Raw genomic sequence first — 19,561 nt, forward strand, 5'->3', positions numbered from 1 at the left:
GCTCAGCTGCTGCCCGCGGCGCCCGCGGTCGACGCGACCACGATCGTCGCCGTGACGGCGGCCTGCATCTCGGTGACCGCCTTCTTGACCGCCTCGGCGGCCCAGTCCGACTCGGCGATCAGCTTCGCCCGCTGGCGGAGCTGACGCTTGTCGACGGCGTCCGTGACCACCTTCGGGACGACGTTCAGCGCGCTCAGCAAGGCGATCAGCGCTCCGGTGCGCTGGTCGGGCGTCGTCCCGATCCGCAGCGCGGCCTCGAGCGCCGTCCGCACCTCGCCCTCGTGGCGCGCGTCCTTAGCCGGCCAGCGGGTGACCGGGAACAGGCCGAGCACCTTGCCGGCGTCCGCCTCGAGGATGCCGCGCTCGGCGAGCCGGACGAGCAGCTGGTCGCGCAGCTTCTTGGAGAGCCGGCCGATCTGGTCCTTCGGCTTCTTGCCGGGCTTCTCCACGACGTACGCGAGGCGTTCGTCGAGCACCGGGTCACCGGTCGGGGTCGGGTCGACCACCTTGAGCCGGCCGGGTTTGACCCCGTCGCCGGCCGCGGTGATGTCGAGCTTACCGAGCACGGTCAGCTCGATCAGGACGGCTCCGGCCAGCGCGTAGTCCAGGCCTGGCGATCCGGCGATCGGCTTGCCGGAGTCGTCGTCGTACAGCAGCAATAGCAGATCCTCGGCAATCAACATGGTCTCAACCTAGGTGCGCCGTGAACTGGCGCACATCCCCCACGCGAGCGATCTGGCAGATCCCTCTGAAGTCTCAGATCAGCAGCTGCGCGACCAGCGTGCCGGCCAGCCAGGACTCGTACTCCGCGATCGGCCAGCCGCGGTCGAGAACCAGGAGCTGGTAGATCTCGGTCGCCGTACAGGCCAGGAACAGGTCGAGCGAGCGCTGCGGGTCGTGGGCCAGCCGGCCGTCGAAGGAGTGCAGGAAGAGCGCCAGCTCGTGCTCGCGGGCGCCCCAGACGCGCTGCAGCTCCGCCGCCATCCGCTGGTCGGCCCGCGCGGCCTCCTGGTAGATGCGGATCACGTCGATACCGGTCTCGAACTGTCGGGTCTGCCAGTGCGCGGCGCTGCGCATCCGCTCGACCGGGTCGGCGAGCGCGAGCGACTCCTGCGTCAGGCGGCGGGTGTCGGCCTCGGCGATCCAGAGCCGGGCGATCTCGCGCAGGATGGCCGGTTTGTTGCCGAACGCCGAGTAGATCGTCTGGGCCGGGATCCGGGCCGCCTCCGAGATCGCGGCGATCGTCGTCACGACGTACCCCTGCTCGGCGAACAGCACCCGCGCCGCGCCCGCCACCTGCTCCTTGGTCGCCTGCGCCTGGCGGGCCCGATGCGATTCGTCCTTGACAGCCACCCGCAGAATCTATCACTCTGTTCATCAGAGTCTTACTATGACGAAGAGATGGAGAGTATGATGAAAGCGCTCGAGATCGCCGCCGACCCCGCCTGCCCCTGGAGCGGCCTGGCCGTTCAGTGGATCGCCGCCGTCGCCCCCGCCCGCGACCTTCAGGTCCGCCTGCGGCCGTTCAGCCTGTACCTGCGCGACGGCGACCGCCCACCGGCCGGTGCCCCCGACTTCATCGCCGCCATGGCGGTCGAGACCAGCCGCCAGTCCCTCCGCCTGACCCGCGTCTTCACCGCGCTCCAGGCCGAGGACCGCCACGACGCCGTCGTCCCCCTCTACCTCGCCTGGGTGAGCCACGTCTTCACACCGGGCCAACCACCGCAGCCCCCGACCCGCGAAACCCTCACCACCGCACTCACCGCCGTCGGCCTCCCCCTCAGCTACCTGTCCGCCGCCGACGACGACACCCGCGACAAGCTCATCCACGAATCCATGGCCGACCTCGAAACCCGCACCGGCGCCACCCCCGTCATCCCCGCCCTCCTGACAGACGACCACCTCCTAACCCAAGGCGCCCTCCTCACCGCCCCCGTCTCCCCCACCGAAGCCCTCCCCCTCTGGGACGCCTTCACCCTCCTCGCCACCACCCCCACCTTCACCGCCTTCACCCCCACCCCACCCACCCTCCCCGCCTGCAACTGAGCGTGCAGAAAGTTGCTTCTAGCAAGGGAATTGATAGATCCGGTCGGCTGGCGCGAAAACTGTCGGTGGGGATATCTACGGTTGCCGGCATGGGATTTCTCGGCGAGCGACCGACGTGGTCGATGTCCGACGGCGAGTTGCTGTCGGACCTCGACGCGATCGATGCTGAGATCGCCCGGCTCCAAACCCGTCGTCTGCACGACATCGCAGAGCTGCACCAACGGCGCTACGCCCAAGAGATCGGCGCCCGCGACACCGCCGACCTCCTGGCGCGGCGCTATCGGCTCGACCGCGGCCAAGCCCGCCGAGACGTCCAGCTCGCGACCGCCTTGACGAAGTACCCCGCCGTCGCGGAGGCGTTGCCCGATACCGAAACGCCCGTGCCCACGCCCGACGGCACGCCGGAGACCGTCCCGCCTCAGATCATCCTGTATCCGGGACAGGCACAGGCGATCGTCGCCGCGCTGGAGCGCGTTCCGACCAGCGTTCCGGTCGAGGAGGTGAAGGTCGCCGAGGAGCAGCTGGTCGGTCTGGGCGCACACCTGTCGCCGATGGACCTCCAGTCCAGCGGCCAACGTATCCGCGACCTGCTCGACGCCAACGGTCCAGAGCCCGAAGAACACAAGGCCGCCGCTCGCGAGTCCCTCATCATCGGCCGCGCGGTGAACGGTGTGAAGTTCCGCGGATTCCTGGCCAACGAGAACGCCGAACGGCTGCGCGCCCTGATCCACGCGAACTCCCGCCCTTATCGCACCTTGGACGGCGAGCCGGATCCTCGCTCGCTCGAGAAGCGCCAGGCCGATGGTCTGTCCACGGTGCTGTCGATCGCCGAGGCAGCCCTGGACGTCGGCGTCCCACGCCGGATGCCCGCCGAGCCTACGGATGCCGCGACGGCACCGGCCGCCGAGGCTGTGCATTGGGTTCCTGGCTTCGGAGCGAAGGCCACCCTCAGCGTCACCATTGATTTCAACGACCTCAAGGCGGCCACCGCGCACGCCATCGGCGACACCGTCTACGGCGACGGCCTGTCAGCGGCCGCCGTCCGCCGGATCGCCTGTGACGCCAAGGTCATACCGATCGTGCTCGGCAGCAACTCCGAACCCCTCGACGTCGGCCGCGCCGAGCGTCTGGTCACGCGCGGTATGCGCCGCGCGCTGAACGCCCGCGACCGCGGCTGCGTTGTCTGCGGCGCGCCGCCGGTCATGTGCGACGCTCACCACCTCCGTGCTTGGATCGACGGCGGCGTCACCGCCATTCACAATCTGGTGCTGCTGTGCCGCCAGCACCACAGCGATCTACATGAAGGCCACTGGCACATCACGATCATCGATGGCACGGTTCAGGTCGCTCAACCCGCGTGGGCCAGCCCACCGGGCCGACGACGGCTGAAACCCAGCCCGCCTCCTTCCAGCCCCGCGCCACCTGGCCAGGCTGCGCCACCGCCTGCGCAGAACGACTCAGACGAACCCGTTCCGCGTGAGGTCAACCCCGCTTCGGGTGACGCCGTCGACGTGGCGATCTGGGGCGAAGTACCGGCGCTGGCCTCCGGCGCCGCCAACCGCTGGGGATCATGAGCCGGCCGGTAGGTCCGGCCTGTCCTGGCGGGGTCGCGCCGGCGGGTCAGCCGTTCAGCAGCTCGATGAGTTGGGGTTTGGCGGGTAGGTGGTCGGGGCGGACGACGTCGCCGGTGCGGACGTAGTAGAAGGCCGCGGTGACGTGGTCGAGGGGGATGTTCATCAGCTCCGCCCAGGCGAGGCGGTAGATGGCCAGCTGGAGGGGGTCGGCGGATTCGGAGCGGCTGGTTTTCCAGTCGACGACGTCGTAGCCGCGGGAGCCGTCGGGGCGGACGACCTGGTAGACGGCGTCGATGCGGCCGCGGATGGTGCGGGTGTCGAGAGAGAGGGCGAAGGGGGCTTCGATCTCGTACGGCGTGGTTTCGCCGTAGGGGCCGGTGCGGAAGGCGTCCATCAGCTTGGTGAGGTCGGTGTCGTCGACGATGTCCTCGTCGGCCGCGCCGGGGAGGTCGTCGGGATCGATCAGGAGCTGCTGACCGAAGTAGGACTCGACCCAGGCGTGGAAGCGGGTTCCGAAGCGGGCCGCGCGGTTGGGTTTGCGGGGCATCGGGCGGGCGAGCTCGGAGGCGAGGCCGTCCGGGTCCTTGGCCAGGCGCATCACCTGGGTCGCCGAGAGGGCAGCCGGCAGGGTGACGTCGTACGCCTTACGGCTGCGGGATTCCCTTGCCTCGGACAACAAACGCTCGATCTCGGAGTCCCAGCGGGCGACCAACGCCTGCTCGTCGAGGAGCAGCGAATCCTCGGCCGCGACCGAGGGCCCTTCGGCGCGAGAACGTTGGACGAGCTCGGCCGCGTCGAGCCGGCGGCGGTAGGCATCCGCGTCGTACGCCGCCGGCCAGGCAGCCGTGGTCTGCTCGGCGAGCTCCGGGTTCTCCGCGGAGAGCTCCGGCTGGTCCGCCCAGGCAATCACGCGCTCACCGGTGTGCTTCTTCAACGTCTCCAGGTACGACGAGGGCCCGCGCGGGCGCTTCTGCGTCGGACCCCACCAATGGCCGGTCGCGACCAGGATCTCCTTCGCACGGGTGAAGGCGACGTACCCGAGGCGGCGCTCCTCCAGCGAGTTGACCTCCTTGCACTCGTCGGCGAAAGCCTTCAATCCGGCATTCGACAGATCGTGGAAGTCGGGAAGGGTGTCGGCATCACCGCGCAGCGGCCAGGGCAGCACCTTCGCGTTCGTCGTCCACTTGTCCCGGCCGCGGTCGGACGGGAACACCTTCTGAACGAGTGTCGGCACGAACACGATCGGCCACTCCAGGCCCTTGGACCGGTGCGTGGTCAGCAGCTTCACCGAATCCGCCTCACTGGGGACGGCGAGATCGAGGCCGGCCGCGTACTCCTCCTCGGCGGCCAGGTAGGCGAGCAGACCGTCGAGCGAACCGTCCGACTCGGTCGAGACGAAGTTGCCGACGGCATCCAAGAAGGCGGCCAGGTGGTCGCGGCGGCCGGAGTCGACATGGTCGGGGGTCGCGGTCAGCTCGACGTCCAGGCCGATGGTCGCGATCGCCCGACGGACGAGATCGAGCAGCGGCTCGCCGGCATGGGCGCGGAGCTCGCGCAGCTCGGTCGAGATCTCCTTGAACCGGCTCAGCGCCTCGGATGAGTAGCCCCAGGCCTCGGTCCCTGGGTCGTCGACCGCTTCGGCCAGGGAGATGACCTCGGTGGCGTCCATCCCGGCGACGGCGGCGTCGAGCGCGGCGACCAGGTCGTCAGCGGCGGGCCGGTCGCCGGTGTCGGCGAGCGCGCGGGAGCGGTTGGCGAGCAGCGCCAGGTCGCGGTGGCCGATCCGGTACCGCGGGCCGGTCAGGATGCGGAGCATCGCGGCATTCGCGGTCAGATCGTTGACCGCCTGCAGCGTGGCCACGACGTCCACCACCTCGGGCAGCGCGAGCAAGCCGCCGAGGCCGACCACCTCGACCGGGACCTTGCGCGCGATCAGCGCTTCATGGACGGCGCTCAGGTCGACGTTCGTCCGCATCAGGATGCCGATGTCCTTCCAGCGCCGCCCCCGCGTCTGGTGCGCGGCGACGATGGCGTCGGCGACCCACTCGATCTCTTGGGAACGGGTCTCGAAGAGACCGACCGTGATCGCACCCTCGGGCGCGTCGGCAGGGGCTTCGAGCGGGATGACGCCGGGGTGCTGCTCGTACAGCTCGGCGGCATGCTGGTTCGCGGCGGCGAGGATGCGGCTGCCACACCGGCGGTTGACGCTCAGGACATACCGGCGGGCCGGGCTGCCGTCGGCGTTCGGGAAGTGCTCGGGGAATTCGTCGAGGTTGGCGACGGACGCACCGCGCCAGCCGTAGATCGCCTGGCACGGATCGCCGACGGCGGTCACCGGGTGGCCGCGGCCGTCAGGACCGGCGAACAGCGCGGTCAGCATCCGGCGCTGGGACACCGAGGTGTCCTGGTACTCGTCGAGCAGAACGACCTTGTACCGCCCGCGCTCGGCGACGGCGACCTCCGGGCACTCCTCCGCCAGCCGGGCGCCGAGCGCCATCTGATCGGCGAAGTCGACCACGCCGCGTTCGGCCTTGTACGCCTGGTACTCCTCGACGAGCTGCAGGATCTCACTGCGCTTCAACGCGGTCTCGGCCAACTTGCGCACCTCGACCGTCTGCTTGCGCGCGGCGGCGACCTCGTTCCGGACGGCGTCGTCGTGGTCGCGGACGGCGTCCGCCTTCAGCAGGTGATCGGCCAGCTCGCCGTCCAGCGACAGCAGGCTGTTGACCAAGGTCGGCACATGGTGCGACGCGAAGCGGATCGGACCGGACGAACGGCGTACGACGCGGCCCGCGAGCTGGAACCTGGTCGCATCGGCGAGCACCCGCGCATCCGGCTCGAGGCCGAGCCGCAACCCGTGCTCGGTGATCAACGTCCCCGCGAAGGCGTGGTACGTCGACACCACCGGCTCGCCCGGCTCCTCAGGCTCCCAGTTCGGCACGTTGCTGCGCAGATGCGCCGCCAGAATCGGATGCTGATCCCGCGGCAGCGTCGACCCCAGGACGCCGGCCTTCGTCAGGTCGTCCCGGATCCGCACATCCAGCTCATTGGCGGCCTTCTTCGTGAAGGTAAGCCCCAGCACCTCCTCCGGCTGCACCTGCCCGGTGCAGATCAGCCACACCACCCGAGCCGCCATCGCCGTCGTCTTCCCCGACCCGGCCCCCGCCACGATCACACCCGGCGCCAACGGCGCCGTGATAGCCGCCAGCTGCTGGTCACTGAACGGAATCCCCAGCAGGTCGCACAGCTCTGCCGTCGTCCGCAGCTTCACAGCACTCATACGATCTCTCGACCTTCGGGTTGGATGGGGCAGAGCGCGCGGGCTTCGCAGCGGGTACAACCGTCGTTGCGCTGGGCAACCAAGCTCTCGGTCCGGATCATCTGCTCGGCGTCGGTGACGGCCTCGTCGAGCCAGGTCTGGCCGTCTTCGTCAGCCTCCAACGGCCCCTGATGCTGAACTTTGGGGAAGCCGGCTTCGTCGTGACGGAGCTGGACGAGCTCGGCGCCGCCGGCCACCACTGACTCACCCAACGCTTTGAGCTGCCGCGACTGGATGGCCCGTTGATAGATGGCCAGCTGGACGTGGCGAGCCACGGCCGGCTTCGTCGGGACGGTGCGACCAGTCTTGAGGTCGACGACGCGGATGGCACCCTCGGGATCGGACTCGACCCGGTCCATCCGGCCCTTGATCCGGACGGCGGGCTGGCCGGCGTCCGGGAGGAGGACGTCGAACTCGACCTCGGTACCGACCAGCGTGCGGTCGGGTCGGCCCTGATGCCAAGCGACGAACCGGCGCAGGGCCTGGTCGGCCTCGGTCCGCTCGCGGTCGGAGATCCAGGCGGACTCGAAGTCGAGCTGCGTCCAGACCTTGTCGAGCCAGCCGTTCAGCTCGTCGGCGGACGGCGGGAGCGTGCCGGTCGCGACCGCATCGGCAAGGGTGTGCAGCACTTGGCCGAAGCCGATCGCCGCCGTACTGGGCGTCTCACCACCGGCACGCCTGGTCAGGAACCACCGCAGCGGACAGTCCACGATCGTCGTCAGCGCACTCCCCGACAGCGGCACTGGCAGCTCCGGATCCGCAATCGGGCGCTCCGAGCGCGTCCGCTCCCGAACGCCCCACCAGCGCGCCGGATCGGCCGTCGGCACCAGCGCGTACTCACGGTCGTCCACAGCATCGGCCAACTGCGCCAACCGGTCCGCCGCGACCCGCTGCAACGCCGGCGACGACGCCGGATCCGCCAGCACACACCGCAAGTCGGCGACCAGACCCGGCAACGACAGCGGACGCCGAGGCCGGCCGGCCACCAGCTTCAACGGAATGTCCAGCTCGGCGAGGAACCGCGACGGCTGATCCCCATCCGCCTCCGGCGCCTGCACCGACGTCACGATCAACCGCTCCCGCGCGCGCGTGATCGCGACGTAGAACAGCCGCCGCTCCTCCGCCAGCAACGCGCCCGCCGACAGCGGCTCGATCAACCCGTCCGTGCCCAGCCGATCCGGCTCCAGCAACGAACCCCGCCGCCGCAGATCCGGCCACTGGCCCTCCTGCACCGACGCCACCACGACGAGCCGCCACTGCAGACCCTTCGACCGGTGCGCCGTCATCAGCTGGACGCCGGCCTCCCGGTACGTGCCGTCGAAGCGGTTGTCCGCCGCGATGTCCAGCGACTCCAGCTCGCTCAGGAACGCCGAGACGCCCTTGAACCCGATCTGCTCCTCGGCTCGCCCCGCCGCGTCGAACAACGCGCACAACGAGTCGAGATCCCGGTTCGCCGCGCGGGCCGACTCGCCGCCCGAGTTCGCCTGGCCGCGCAACCGGCGCAACCACGGCGACTCCGACCACAGCGACCACATCACCTCGTCCGGCGCGGCGCCGGCGTTCACGATATTCCTTGCCTTGAGCAACCGCTCGCCCAGCGCCGCGAACCGCGCCTCAGCCGGCGACGCCTCTTCGTCGAGCAGCAACGGGTTCAGCAACGCCTCGCGCAGCAGCTCGTCCGACGATCGCGGCAACCGCTGACCGTCCGCCGCCTCCCGGTCCCGACGGCGCAGCACCCGCGCCAGCCGCCGCAGCTGCCCGGCGTCCATCGCCCCCAACGGTGACAACGCCAACGCGCGGACGACGTCCACCGTCAGGGTCACCGGATCCGCCACCGCGCGCAGCGCCAGCAACATCGGCCGGACGGCGGGCTCCCGCGACAGGGGCAACTCGTCACCCGCGACGTCGACCGGGATCCCCGCTGCGGCGAGCGCCCGCCGCAACGGCGGAATCGACCGGCTGCCCGACCGGACCAGCACGGCCATCTCGTGCCAGCCGACGCCGTCCTGAACGTGGGCCCGGCGGAGCAGATCCGCGATGTGCTCGAGCTCGGCACCGCTCGTCGAGTACAGATTCGCCTCGACCTTGCCGGCGCCGTACACACAGCTGGACGCATCCGGATTCCGGAACCGTTCGAACGTCTCGCGATCCAGCGTCCCCGGGACGCCGAGCCGGTTCACGACGTTGCGCGACACCCGCTGCAGCGTCGTCCCGAACCGGCGCGTCGTCCCCAGCGCGATCTGCGCCGCCTCCGACCCGTCGAGCCCGCGGAACTCGTCGGTGAACCGCAACAACCCGCGCACATCCGCGCCGCGGAACGTGTAGATCGACTGATCCGGATCGCCGACGACGACCAGATCCCGCCCGTCCCCCGCGATGGCCCGGAGCAGCTGGATCTGCCCGGGATCGGTGTCCTGGTATTCGTCGACGAAGACCGCTTTGAACTCGCGGCGCAGCTTGTCCTGGACGGCGGGCTGCTGGGCCAGGATCACCGCGCGATGGATCAGCTCGGAATAGTCCAGCACCTGCTCGTGGTCGAGGATCTGCAGGTACTCCTCGAAGAAGTCGCCGACCGCGACCCATTCGGCCCGCTCCGCCGAACGGCCGATCGCGGTCAGGTCCTGCGGGTCGAGGCCGAGCTGCCGCGCCTTACCGATCACGGCCTGCACCTCGTCGACGAACCCGCGCGTCTTCAGCGCCGGATGCAGACTGCGCGGCCAATGCACCGCGCCGACCTCGCGACTCCCCGACAACGCCTCACTCAGCCGCAGCGACTGCTCCGGCCCCGACGGCAGCCGCAACGGGACGTCGAACGCGTCGGCCGGCGTGAACCGGCGCAGCAACGCGTAACAGAACGAGTGGAACGTCATCGACGGCATCACGCGCGTCGTCTTCCCGAGGCGGCCGGTGATCCGGTCCCGCAGCTCGGTCGCGGCCTTCCGCCCGAAGGTCAGCACGAGCACCTCGTCCGGGCTCAGGCCGCGATTGTGCACCCGGTCGACAACCGCCTCGACGAGCGTCGTCGTCTTCCCCGTGCCCGGCCCGGCCAGGACCAGCAGCGGCCCGCCCGGATGATCGACGACGGCCTGCTGATCGGCATCCAGGACCGGCGCCTGCGCCGCGCGCCCCTCGGCCCGGACCAACCGATACCGAGACCCCTGCCTGCTGACCATCGACCCATCTCATCAGACCCCACCGACAGTCTTCGTCGCACACCCCGCCGAGACCGAACGCGACCCGAAAACCGGACGGCGCAACTTCCGCCGGACCATCCGCATCACAGGGTCGAGAGGTATCCGCGAACGCACCGGGTCGGTGACCCCAACCACTGGACCGGTCGCGGGGCGCCGGCGGCGCGCAGACTCGGGGCGGAGTCGCGCGCCGGCGGCGTCACCTCATGACGGATCCCACCGCACCTCGCGCAGGTTGACCCGCCCGTTGCTGATCCGGACGCCGTCCGACCGCAAATTGTGCAGCTGCTCGTCGCCGACCTCGTCCGCCGGGACGCCGGACGCGCGGATCACCCGCCACCACGGGACGCCGCCGCCGTACTCGCGCATGATCGCGCCGACCTGCCGCGGCCCGCCCTGGCCGACGAACTCCGCGATGTCGCCGTACGTCGCGACCCTGCCGGGCGGGATCGACTCCACCGCCCGCAGCACCGCTTCGATGTATTCCTCCCGATCCACGGACCCAACCTAAGCCAGCGGCGCGAGGGCCCTCACGAGCGGCTCGACGGCGCGCCGACGAGCACGGGGCACACCGGAAACGTCCGGGACACTGGAGACAGGAACACCGCAAGAGGCCGGGGTGCTGGGGGCCACGGAAGCTGGTGCGATGTCGGGTCGGACGGGACACGACGGGCAACAGGTACGCCGGATCCTCCAGCACCTCTACCGATCGGAAGACCGCTAGTCGAGCCCGAGCCGGGCCCGGACCTCCGGACGGCGCAGCGGTGGCACGGTCTGCGGCGGCACCCGCCGCTCCGGCATCTCGGCGAGCAGCTGCTCGGTGATCCGCGCGACTTCGGCGGCGGCCCGCTCGATCGGCTCGCGGGTGGCGCCGCTCAGCGAGCCGACGCCGGTGACCTTGCGGACGTATTGCAGTGCGGCCGCGTGGATCTCCTCGGAGGTCGCGGCCGGCTCCAGCCCCCGGAGCACGGTGATGTTTCGGCACATGCCCCCGACCCTACGCGCCGCCGGGGACAAGCCGCAGGGACTTCCCTATGGGGTATTGACTTACCTAACGCCGTTAGGTTTTCCTAAACCCTATGAGCAACCCCGGACTGGACCGCCGGACCCGGCGCCGGCAGGAGACGATCGAGGAGATCCTCGCGGTCGCCATCGAGCTGATGGAGACCGAGGGCGTCGCCGCGCTCAGCCTGTCCGCGGTGGCGCGCCGGCTCGGGATGCGCCCGCCGTCGCTCTACCAGTACTTCCCGTCCAAGGCTGCCATCTACGACGCACTGTTCCAGCGCGGGGGTGAGTTGATCCGGGAGGCGCGCCGCGCCGCGCACGCCGAGGCCGACACCGAGGACCCCCGCGAGCTCGACCTGGTCTCGGTCGGGGCCTTCACCCGCTGGTGCCTCGAACACCAGGTCTACTCCCAGCTGCTGTTCTGGCGGACGGTCCCGGGTTTCGAGCCCAGCCCCGCGGCCTACGCACCGGCCCAGGAGGCGCTCGAGGACCTCCGCCGGCACCTGCAGACCGGCGTCGACCAGGGCATCCTGCGCCCGGAGGCAGCCGGCGACGAAGGGCTCGCGCTCTACACGTCCATCACCGGCGGCGTGATCGCCCAGCAGATCGCGAACGAGCCCAACGCCTCGTACGACGAAGGCCGCTATGTCCGGCTGATGCCGGTCGCGCTCGACATGTTCTACCAGTACTACGCACCGACCAGGGGGAATCATGAAAGCAGTAGCAGCGGCTGAGATCAGCCGGACCGACCGCCCACGCTGCGCTGAGCACCGCGCCGCCGAGCTCCAGGCCTGGAACGAACTGCTCGCCTCGATCGACGGCGACGACTGGCATCGACAGACCGTCTGCGACGAGTGGGACGTCGCGGATATCGCCGGGCACCTGATCGGCCAGGCGGAGGACGTGAACATCCCGTGGTCGTTCCCGCGCCGGCTCCGCAAGGCGAAACGGACCTACCCCGGCACCCCGAAGTTCGACGCGCACATGATGGTGCAGGCCGACGAGCACCGCGGCACACCGCCGGCCGAGCTGCGGCTCGCCTTCGACCGCAGCTGGGCGAAGGCGACCCGGAAGATCCTCACGAACCCGGCGCTGCTCCGCCGGATTCGGATGTCGATCGACGAGATCCCCGGCTTCTCGATGGACCTCGGCTACGTCCAGGACATCCTGCTCGCCCGCGATCTGTGGATGCACCGGGACGACGTCTGCCAGGCCCTCGACCGACCGTTCGACCCCGGTCCCAACGCGACCGAGCTGATCGAGCAGGTCATGTACGACGTCGTCGACGGCCCGTTCTGGGGTGACCGACCCGCGGTCGTCGTCGAGCTGACCGGCGCGGGCGGTGCCACGTACCGGCTCGGCCGGGGTACGCCGATCGGCCACGCTCAGGTGGACGCCGTTGCCTACATGCGCACGCTCTCCGGCCGGGACGACGAGCCCGTGGTCACCGGCGACCCGGCGGCCGCCGAAGCGGTCGCCGGATGCCGAATGCCCTTCTAGTACGCAGGCTGGCTCGGGTCGATCTGGTCGACCCAGGCCACCACGCCGCCACCCACGTGGACGGCGTCGGCGAAACCCGCGCCCTTGACGATCGCGAGTACCTCGGCCGAGCGGACGCCGGACTTGCAGTGGAAGACCAGCTGCTTGTCCTGCGGCAGCTTCTCCAGCGCGACGCCGGTCTGGAAGTCGGCCTTCGGGATCAGCACCGAGCCCGGGATCCGGTTGATCTCGTACTCGTTCGGCTCCCGGACGTCGATCAGCTGGAAGTCCTTCTCACCGTTGTCCTTGAGCTTGATCCACTCGCTGAGCTGCTTGACCGAGATCGTCGAGCCGGCGGCCGCGTCGGCCGCCTCCTCGGTGATCGCGCCGCAGAAGCTCTCGTAGTCGATCAGCTCGGTGACGGTCGGGTTGTCACCGCAGATCGCGCAGTTCGGGTCCTTGCGGACCTTCAGCGTGCGCCAGTTCAGGTCGAGGGCCTCGTAGATGTTCAGCCGGCCGAGCGACGGGTCGCCGATCCCGGTGAGCAGCTTGAGCGCCTCGGTCACCTGTGCGGCGCCGACCGACGCGCACAGCACGCCCAGGACGCCGCCCTCGGCGCAGGACGGGACCATGCCGGGCGGCGGCGGCTCGGGGTAGAGGCAGCGGTAGCACGGGCCGTGCTCGGCCCAGAACACGCTCACCTGACCGTCGAAGCGGAAGATCGAGCCCCAGACGTACGGCTTGCCGAGCAGGACGGCGGCGTCGTTGACCAGGTAGCGGGTGGCGAAGTTGTCGGTGCCGTCGACGATCAGGTCGTACTGCTCGAAGATCTCGAAGACGTTGTCGTTGTCCAGCCGGGTCTCGTGCAGGACGACGTTCGTGTTCGGGTTGGTCTCGAGGATCGACTCCTTGGCCGACTGCGCCTTGGACTTCCCGACGTCGGACTGGCCGTGGATGATCTGGCGCTGCAGGTTCGACTCGTCGACGGTGTCGAACTCGACGATGCCGAGCGTGCCGACGCCGGCCGCGGCCAGGTAGAGCAGCGCGGGGCTGCCGAGGCCGCCGGCGCCGATCACCAGCACCTTGGCGTTCTTCAGCCGCTTCTGGCCGGCCATCCCGACCTCGGGGATGATCAGGTGCCGCGAGTACCTGCGGACTTCGTCGATGGTCAGCTCGTCGGCCGGTTCGACCAGCGGTGGCAGTGACACGTGTCGGCTCCTGGGGTGTGGGGTTCAGGCGGGCGGTCTGGGTTTCAACCATCGGCCCGTCTCCCATGTTCCCGCACAATCGCGGAGACCCCAGCCCGGGTCCGAATCCCGGGACTGGGGTCTCACCTGGCGAACGGATCAGTCGTTGTCGGTGATCGTCACGGTGACGGTCGCCGGCAGCTTGATGTCGGCCCCCTCGACCGTGCCGATCACCGCGGTGAACGTCTCGGTCGCCTCCTTGACCTTGTCGTCGACGATCCCGACGTACAGGTCGCCGGTGGTCTTCCCCGGCTCGACGTACCCGTCGATCGAGCGGTCCGGCGGGTCGTTCTGGCCGCGGTAGTCCTTCCCCAGGATGGCGGTGCCGTCCTTGACCGTCCCACTGATCGTGACGAATCGGTCACTGGGCGCCGACAGCTTGATCGGGATCCGGACGTCCGTGCTCTTCTCCACGGTGGTCACGTTGCCCACCGTCAGCGTCGGCGTCGGGTCGTCGTCGAGCACCAGCCCCTGGCCGAAGGAGTGGTCCAGCAGGGCTTCCTTCGGCGCGGAGAGCACCAGCGAGAACTTCGCGTCCGCACTGTCCCGGGTGTTCCCCGTGATCGGCACGGTGACCTTCTGCTTGACCTGTCCGGGCTTGAAGACCAGCGTCTTGTGCACATCGCCCACGGCCGTCGATTCGAACGACGGTGTGGTCTCGGCGTACACAGTCACCGGGCGGAGGCTCGGGCGGCTCAGCCGGACGTACATGTCGACCAGCTTGGTGCCCTTGTCGCCCTCCTTGACCTTGACGTCCGATGCGGACAGCTTCGGCAGCAGCGTGGCCGGAGCCGACAGACCGACACCAGCCGACGAGAACGCCAGGTCGCTGACGAACGCCGCGCCAGCAGCCACTCGGTCGGTCCGCAGCTCGACCGTCCGGATGTCCCGGAGGTCGATGCCCTTCAGCGACGTCAGCGGAATCCGCACGGTCCGCAGCAGGTTCTTCGGCAGTCCCAGCTGCAGGTTGCCCGGCAGACGCGTCAGAGCGTCACTGACACTCGATACCGGGACGGCGGCCACCTTGCCGCGACCATCGACCACTCGGACGCTGAAGTCGGTCGTCAGCGTGCCCAGCGTGCCCGGGGCGGCCCGGAAGGACAGAGCGGCGTACTTGCGGACGTCGCGCTGCTTCGCCGGCAGGTTGATCCGCACGACCCCGGTCTTGGCCGTCCAGATCAGCTTGGTGACCGCCAGGCTCGGCGTCCGCCCAGCAAGAGCTGCCGGCTCCCAGTGCGGCGAGTCGCCCCACCCCTCGGTCACCAGGCAGGGGGGCGCGGCCGCAGCCTCGGCTACCCCCGGCGGCTTCACACCGGCGCAGACCGTCGCAGTGGCCTTGCCACTGACCGCACCCTTCGGCAGCGCCTTGTCGAGTGCGTTGACGTCACGGCGCGACGCCAGCGGCGCCTGCGAGACCACTCGCACGACAGCCTTACCCGCCGAGGCCGCACGGGTGTCAGAGCCGTCGAACAGCGGCAGGAACTGCTTCTCGTTGCCCAGGTGCAGCCGGAAGAAGCCAGCGAGGTACGCCGCTCCGACGGCCTGCTGCTCCTTGGCCTTCAGCCGACCGACAGTCCGGTCGCCGCAGGTCGCCTTCGGCTCACCACCCCAGTCGTCACCCGACGGCGCGACCGACTGGCCCGGCGTCCACTCGGTGTTGAAGAAGTTGTGGTTCGCGCCCAGAACAGTCACCGTCGAACGCGCAGCGCCGTCCCCGGTGACGGAGTGCCTGGTGTCGTCGTAGAACTTCTGCCCTTGCAGATCCGACACGTCACCGTCGCAGTACGGCAGCAGCACGCTCATCGCGACTCCCGGCACCGTGGAACGCGCGAAATCGACAGGCGCCAACGGCAGCACCGCACGGACGCCGAACTCGCCGCCGCGGTCCGCATTGATGACTGCCGCGCGGGCGACGCCCTCGCCACCGCGCGAGTGCCCCATCAGCCCGACGTTCTTCAGATCGACCTTGCCGACGTACTTGGCGCCGAACGGTCCGCCACCGGAGGTCGACCACTTCTTCCACAGCGCCAGGTGCTCGAGCACCAGCTCACCGCGGGCCTGCGCACCCAGGTCGTACACATCACCGTCGTACGCGTTGATCGCGTTCGAGCTGATCGAGACCACCTGGTAGCCGTGACTGGCCAGCGCCTTCGCCGGGGCGTCGTAGCCGCGGTAGCTCGGGATCGGCTTGGCGCCCTTCGGACACGGCCACGGCTTGTCGCTGACCGGGCCTGTCGCGTCGCCGTAGCAGTACTCGTGCCGGCCGTGCAGGAAGATCACCAGCGGCCGCTTGCCGGTCGCACCGACCGGTGCGTAGACCTTGCCGACCACCTCGGACTTCTGCTCGATGCCGGGGAGGTAGACCGCCTCGTCACCGAGGTTGTACTCCGACGTCTCGACCTGGTACTTCCCGAGCTTGCCCGGGTCGTCCTTGAGCAGAGCACCCTGCCGGGCCTTGTTCCAGTAGGCGTCCGTCGTACCGGCCTCCAGAGCGCGGGGCGCCGCCTTCTGGTTCAGCTTGCCCAGGTCTCCCGACCAGACCAGCTCGACGCTCTTGGCGTTCCGGACGGCGCTGTCGGTGGTCACCAGCGACAGGCTGCGCCGGTCCCGCGACTGCTTGGCGACACCGATCGGGACGCCGTCCACGACCAGCAGCGGCGCCGAAGCGCGCATCGGCGCCGGAGCGTCCAGGCTGAGCGACACCTGGTAGCCCCCGGCGACCGGGCGAATGTCCCATTTTTCGCCCTGCACAACGGACGCCGGTACCGCGGCGGCGACGGGCGCCGTCATCAGCCCGACTCCGAGGACTGCGACCATCCCCAGCGACAGGTATCTCGTGAATCTGCCGGCAACTCGCACGGTCTTCCTCTCAGTCATTGTCGGTGATCGTGGCAGTCAGGCTCAGCGGCAGCTGGATCGCTCCGCCTTCGGCCACGTCGAGCTCCGCGGTGAATGTCTCGGTCGCTTCCTTGACGCCGTCGTCGAGCACCCGGGCTGTCACCTGACCACTCGTCTCGCCCTGCCAGACGTAGCCGTCGATCCGGACCTCCGGCGGCGGCGCGAGGCTGCTGTAGTCCTGCCCGAGGACGGCCGTCCCGTCCTTGAGCACGCCGTTGACCAAGGCGATCCGGTCGCTCGGCGCGGACAAGGTCATCGGGAACGCGACGTCGCCGTCCTGCTCGACGATCGTCACGTCTCCGATGGTGAGCGTCGGAGTCGGGTCGTCGTCGACCACGGAGCCCCGTCCGAAGGACTGGTCGAGCAGCGCCTCCCGCGGCGCCGACAGCGCCAGCGAGAACTGTGCGACGTCGGCGGCATCCCGGGTGTTGCCGATGATCGGCACGGTCACCTTCTGCTGGACCTGCCCGGGCTTGAAGACCAGTTTCTCGGCCACCGCGCCGATTGCCGACGACTCCCAGGGCAAGGTGCTCTCGGCGTACACCGTGACCGGCCGGGCGCTCGGCCGGCTCAGCGTCACCGTGAAGTCGACCGACTGGGTACCCGTGTCGCCTTCCTTGATCTCGCCGACGTTCGAGGCCGAGAGCTTGGGCAGCGTCACGGCCGGCGCCGAGACGCCGACGCCGGGCGACGAGAACGTCAGGTCGCTGACGTACGCCGCGCCCTGGGCGACCCGATCGGTCCGCAGCTCCACCGCCCGGACGTCTCGAAGGTTGACGCCCTTGAGCGACGACAGCGGGATCCGCACCGTTCGCAGCAGGTTCTTCGGCAGCCCCTGCGCGTTGCTACCCGGCAGCCGGGTCAAGGCGTCGCTGACGGCCGACACCGGTACGACGGCGGCCTGTCCGCGGCCGTCGACCACTCGGACACTGAGGTCCGTCTGGGGCGCGCCAGTCGGGTCAGGAGCGGCCCGGAACGACAGAGCGGCGTACTTGCGGACGTCGCGCTGCTTCGCCGGCAGGTTGATCCGCACGACCCCGGTTCGGTCGGTCCAAGACAGCTTGGTCACGGCCAGCGTCGGTGTGCTGGCGGCGAAGTAGTTCGTCGTCCAGTGTGGTGAGTCAGTGCCGCCGTCGCTCTCCAGACAGGGCTGCGTGGCGGCCTTGCCCTGATCCTTCATCGTGGCGCCGGCACAGACCGTCGCAGTGACCTTGCCACTGATCGCCTCCGCCGGCAGCGGCTTGTCGAAGTGGTTGATGTCGCGGCGCGACGCCAACGGCGCCTGGGCGACCACGCGGACAACCGCCTTGCCCGCGGAGGCCGCACGGGTGTCAGAACCGTCGAACAGCGGCAGGAACTGCTTCTCGTGCCCCAACTGCAGCCGGAAGAAGCCCGCGAGATACGCCGTGCCGACAGCCTGCTGCTCCTTGGGCCGCAACCGGCCCTCGTAGTTCGCGCCGCACGGCTTCTCGTCCGGCGCGCCGTACCAGTCGTCCGACGACGGCGCCTCGGACTGCCCCGGCGTCCACTCGGTGTTGAAGAAGTTGTGGTTGGCGCCCAGTACGGTGACCGTCGACCGCGCCGCGCGGTCTCCGGTGACGGAGTGCCTGGTGTCGTCGTAGAACTTCTGCCCCTGCAGGTCCACCACATCGCCGTCGCAGTACGGCAGCAGCACGCTCATCGCGACTCCGGGCACCGTTGAACGGGCGAAGTCGACCGGCGCCAGCGGAAGCACCGCACGGATGCCGAACTCGCCACCACGGTCGGAGTTCAGCACCGCGGCGCGGGCGACGCCTTCGCCACCCCGGGAGTGCCCCATCAGGCCGACGTTCTGCAGATCGACCTTGCCGACGAACTTGGCGCCGAACGGACCACCGCCGGCTGTCGACCACTTCTTCCACAGTGCGAGGTGCTCGAGGATCAGTTCGGCCCGCGCCTGCGCGCCGAAGTCGTAGGCATCGAAGTCCCAGGCGTTGATCGCGTTGGCGCTGATCGACACCACCTGGTACCCGTGACTGGCCAGCGCGTTCGCGGCGCCGTCGTACCCGCGGTAACTGGGAACCGGCTTGGTCCCCTTCGCGCACGGCCAGGGGATGTCGGTCGGTGCCTCCTTGGTGCCGTAACAGAACTGGTGGCGGCCGTGCTGCAAGATCACCAGCGGCCGCTTGCCGGTCGCACCGACCGGTGCGTAGACCTTGCCGACCACCTCGGACTTCTGCTCGATGCCAGGGAGGTAGACCGCCTCGGCGCCGAGGTCGTACTCCGAGGTCTGGACCTGGTATTTGCCCGGCTTGCCGGGGTCGTCCGCCAGCAACGGGCCGGTGCGCGGGTTCAGCCAGTAGGGGTCGGTGGCGGGGCCGGTGAGGGCCCGGCTGCGGCCGCTCTTGCCCTGCTCCCCCGGCTGGAGCAGCCGGATGTTCTTGGCGTTCCGGACGGTGCTGTCAGTAGTGATCAGTGTCAGGCTGCGCCCGTCCGGCGACTGCCGGGCCGGGCCCAGCGAGACGCCGTCGGCGGCCAGAAGCGGTAGTGCCGCGCGCATCGGCACCGGCGCGTCCAGGTGCACCGAGACGCGATAACCGCCGGCGACCTCCTGCACGACCCAATTGTTGCCTTTGGCAATGGAAGGCGGATCCGGAGGGGCGGCCGCGGCGCTCGGCGCCGGCATCGACCCCGCCCCCAGTAGTGCGACCGTCCCCACCGACAGGCTTCGGGTGAATCTGTCGAAAAACCGCACAGTTGTCCTCTCGAAATTCGACGAAGCAGACCGCTGGTCCGACTTCGTGGGCGAGAGGAAAGTTGACC

General features: G+C 69.7%; 13 protein-coding genes. 4 read left to right on the forward strand and 9 right to left on the reverse strand.

Annotated features, from left to right (window positions below):
• Positions 1–2: 2 nt before the first annotated feature.
• The gene (locus ACZ6ZD_RS00505; protein ID WP_465666867.1) at positions 3–683 is read right to left on the reverse strand and encodes a GOLPH3/VPS74 family protein; all 681 of its coding nucleotides are present in this window, start codon (positions 681–683) and stop codon (positions 3–5) included.
• Positions 684–756: 73 nt separating this feature from the next.
• Positions 757–1,353 (reverse strand): TetR/AcrR family transcriptional regulator, encoded by a 597-nt coding sequence (locus tag ACZ6ZD_RS00510; RefSeq protein ID WP_465666869.1) that lies wholly within the window; start codon positions 1,351–1,353, stop codon positions 757–759.
• A 60-nt stretch (positions 1,354–1,413) separates the two neighbouring features.
• Between ACZ6ZD_RS00510 and ACZ6ZD_RS00515 the strand changes: the two genes are divergently transcribed.
• Entirely contained in the window at positions 1,414–2,046 is a 633-nt protein-coding gene (locus ACZ6ZD_RS00515) for a mycothiol-dependent nitroreductase Rv2466c family protein (RefSeq protein WP_465666871.1), read from the forward strand.
• Positions 2,047–2,048: 2 nt separating this feature from the next.
• On the forward strand, positions 2,049–3,620 hold the full coding sequence (locus ACZ6ZD_RS00520; RefSeq protein ID WP_465666873.1) for an HNH endonuclease signature motif containing protein: 1,572 nt from the start codon (positions 2,049–2,051) through the stop codon (positions 3,618–3,620).
• 46 nt (positions 3,621–3,666) lie between these two features.
• Here the strand turns inward: ACZ6ZD_RS00520 and ACZ6ZD_RS00525 are convergent, their stop codons facing one another.
• From ACZ6ZD_RS00525 to ACZ6ZD_RS00540, 4 genes are all read right to left on the reverse strand, one after another.
• On the reverse strand, positions 3,667–6,900 hold the full coding sequence (locus ACZ6ZD_RS00525) for a UvrD-helicase domain-containing protein (protein ID WP_465666875.1): 3,234 nt from the start codon (positions 6,898–6,900) through the stop codon (positions 3,667–3,669).
• Positions 6,897–10,112, reverse strand: coding sequence for an ATP-dependent helicase (locus tag ACZ6ZD_RS00530; protein ID WP_465666877.1), 3,216 nt, complete (start codon positions 10,110–10,112; stop codon positions 6,897–6,899). Before ACZ6ZD_RS00530 ends, ACZ6ZD_RS00525 begins: the two co-directional genes overlap by 4 nt.
• 222 nt (positions 10,113–10,334) lie before the next feature.
• Positions 10,335–10,628, reverse strand: a complete 294-nt coding sequence (locus tag ACZ6ZD_RS00535) for an MGMT family protein (protein WP_465666879.1) — start codon at positions 10,626–10,628, stop codon at positions 10,335–10,337.
• A 222-nt stretch (positions 10,629–10,850) separates the two neighbouring features.
• Positions 10,851–11,117, reverse strand: a complete 267-nt coding sequence (locus ACZ6ZD_RS00540) for a DUF2277 domain-containing protein (protein WP_465666881.1) — start codon at positions 11,115–11,117, stop codon at positions 10,851–10,853.
• A 92-nt stretch (positions 11,118–11,209) separates the two neighbouring features.
• Here ACZ6ZD_RS00540 and ACZ6ZD_RS00545 point away from each other — a divergent pair, with 92 nt between their 5' ends.
• Both ACZ6ZD_RS00545 and ACZ6ZD_RS00550 read left to right on the forward strand, forming a co-directional pair.
• Positions 11,210–11,869 carry a TetR/AcrR family transcriptional regulator gene (locus ACZ6ZD_RS00545; RefSeq protein ID WP_465666883.1) on the forward strand — a complete coding sequence of 220 codons (660 nt, stop codon included), beginning with the start codon at positions 11,210–11,212 and terminating at the stop codon, positions 11,867–11,869.
• Complete coding sequence (locus ACZ6ZD_RS00550; RefSeq protein ID WP_465666885.1) at positions 11,847–12,635, forward strand: maleylpyruvate isomerase family mycothiol-dependent enzyme; 789 nt, start codon at positions 11,847–11,849, stop codon at positions 12,633–12,635. Before ACZ6ZD_RS00545 ends, ACZ6ZD_RS00550 begins: the two co-directional genes overlap by 23 nt.
• Here the strand turns inward: ACZ6ZD_RS00550 and moeZ are convergent.
• From moeZ to ACZ6ZD_RS00565, 3 genes are all read right to left on the reverse strand, one after another.
• Positions 12,632–13,822 carry an adenylyltransferase/sulfurtransferase MoeZ gene (moeZ, locus tag ACZ6ZD_RS00555; protein ID WP_465666887.1) on the reverse strand — a complete coding sequence of 397 codons (1,191 nt, stop codon included), beginning with the start codon at positions 13,820–13,822 and terminating at the stop codon, positions 12,632–12,634. The genes ACZ6ZD_RS00550 and moeZ overlap by 4 nt on opposite strands.
• Positions 13,823–13,960: 138 nt before the next feature.
• On the reverse strand, positions 13,961–16,738 hold the full coding sequence (locus tag ACZ6ZD_RS00560) for a Calx-beta domain-containing protein (RefSeq protein WP_465666889.1): 2,778 nt from the start codon (positions 16,736–16,738) through the stop codon (positions 13,961–13,963).
• Positions 16,731–19,355, reverse strand: a complete 2,625-nt coding sequence (locus tag ACZ6ZD_RS00565; RefSeq protein WP_465666891.1) for a Calx-beta domain-containing protein — start codon at positions 19,353–19,355, stop codon at positions 16,731–16,733. Before ACZ6ZD_RS00565 ends, ACZ6ZD_RS00560 begins: the two co-directional genes overlap by 8 nt.
• Between the last annotated feature and the right edge of the window lie 206 nt (positions 19,356–19,561).

The sequence above is a fragment of the Kribbella sp. NPDC104218 genome, from assembly GCF_055584105.1.

Bases quoted from the DNA above. Each gene is read 5' to 3' on its own strand.
- ACZ6ZD_RS00530 (WP_465666877.1), bottom strand. From the start codon at position 10,112: ATGGTCAGCAGGCAGGGGTCTCGGTATCGGTTGGTCCGGGCCGAGGGG.
- ACZ6ZD_RS00550 (WP_465666885.1), top strand. From the start codon at position 11,847: ATGAAAGCAGTAGCAGCGGCTGAGATCAGCCGGACCGACCGCCCACGC.
- ACZ6ZD_RS00525 (WP_465666875.1), bottom strand. From the start codon at position 6,900: ATGAGTGCTGTGAAGCTGCGGACGACGGCAGAGCTGTGCGACCTGCTG.
- ACZ6ZD_RS00515 (WP_465666871.1), top strand. From the start codon at position 1,414: ATGAAAGCGCTCGAGATCGCCGCCGACCCCGCCTGCCCCTGGAGCGGC.
- ACZ6ZD_RS00540 (WP_465666881.1), bottom strand. From the start codon at position 11,117: ATGTGCCGAAACATCACCGTGCTCCGGGGGCTGGAGCCGGCCGCGACC.
- ACZ6ZD_RS00505 (WP_465666867.1), bottom strand. From the start codon at position 683: ATGTTGATTGCCGAGGATCTGCTATTGCTGCTGTACGACGACGACTCC.
- ACZ6ZD_RS00560 (WP_465666889.1), bottom strand. From the start codon at position 16,738: ATGACTGAGAGGAAGACCGTGCGAGTTGCCGGCAGATTCACGAGATAC.
- ACZ6ZD_RS00545 (WP_465666883.1), top strand. From the start codon at position 11,210: ATGAGCAACCCCGGACTGGACCGCCGGACCCGGCGCCGGCAGGAGACG.